Annotated in this window: 1 pseudogene; it reads right to left on the bottom strand. The window is 72.4% G+C overall.

What is annotated here, in order from left to right:
- Nucleotides 1-514, bottom strand: a pseudogene (locus MKK70_RS20390) (hypothetical protein); the annotation flags it as partial.

Here is a 514-nt window from a genome sequence, read left to right as displayed (position 1 = left end):
CCGGTGCGGCCGCGCCCCGCGGCGTCGCCGGCCGAGCCCCGGGCCTCGCCGCGGCCCGATTTCAAGGTCTGCTGCTTGGCCTGGCCGCGGCGCGCGACCTTGCTGTTGCCGGGGATCGAGGCCGGGGAGCTCGCCTCCTTGTTGCCGCCAGGCCCTCCCCCCTTGAATTTGCCCTGGAGGGGGTTGTCTTCTTCAGGGTTGCGGTGTTGTTTGTGCGGGCGTCGTACTGCGCCACGCCTTTGGGGTGGGCGCGCCCCCTTCGGGCGAGTGCCTCCGGGCCGTTCTCCTCCCTCCCCCCGACCCTCTCCCGCCCGGGGGAGGGGGCCCGGCTCGTAGTACCGGCCGTCGCGGGAGGCGGCGAGCCAGGGGCGAAGGGTCGCGTCGCGGTGGTCGGGGTGGATCACGCCCATCCAGCTCGTCTCCCCGGTCTCGTTCGCGGGCAGTCCGGTATAGGCGTACCAGTAGGCGTTGCAGTAGGTGACGTTGCCGTCGATGTCGCCGAACCAGACCACCT

The organism is Methylobacterium sp. E-041 (assembly GCF_022829665.1).
Taxonomy (GTDB): Bacteria; Pseudomonadota; Alphaproteobacteria; order Rhizobiales; family Beijerinckiaceae; genus Methylobacterium.
The sequence above is the reverse complement of the archived record's forward strand: the minus strand, read 5'-3'. Positions and strand labels throughout refer to the sequence as shown.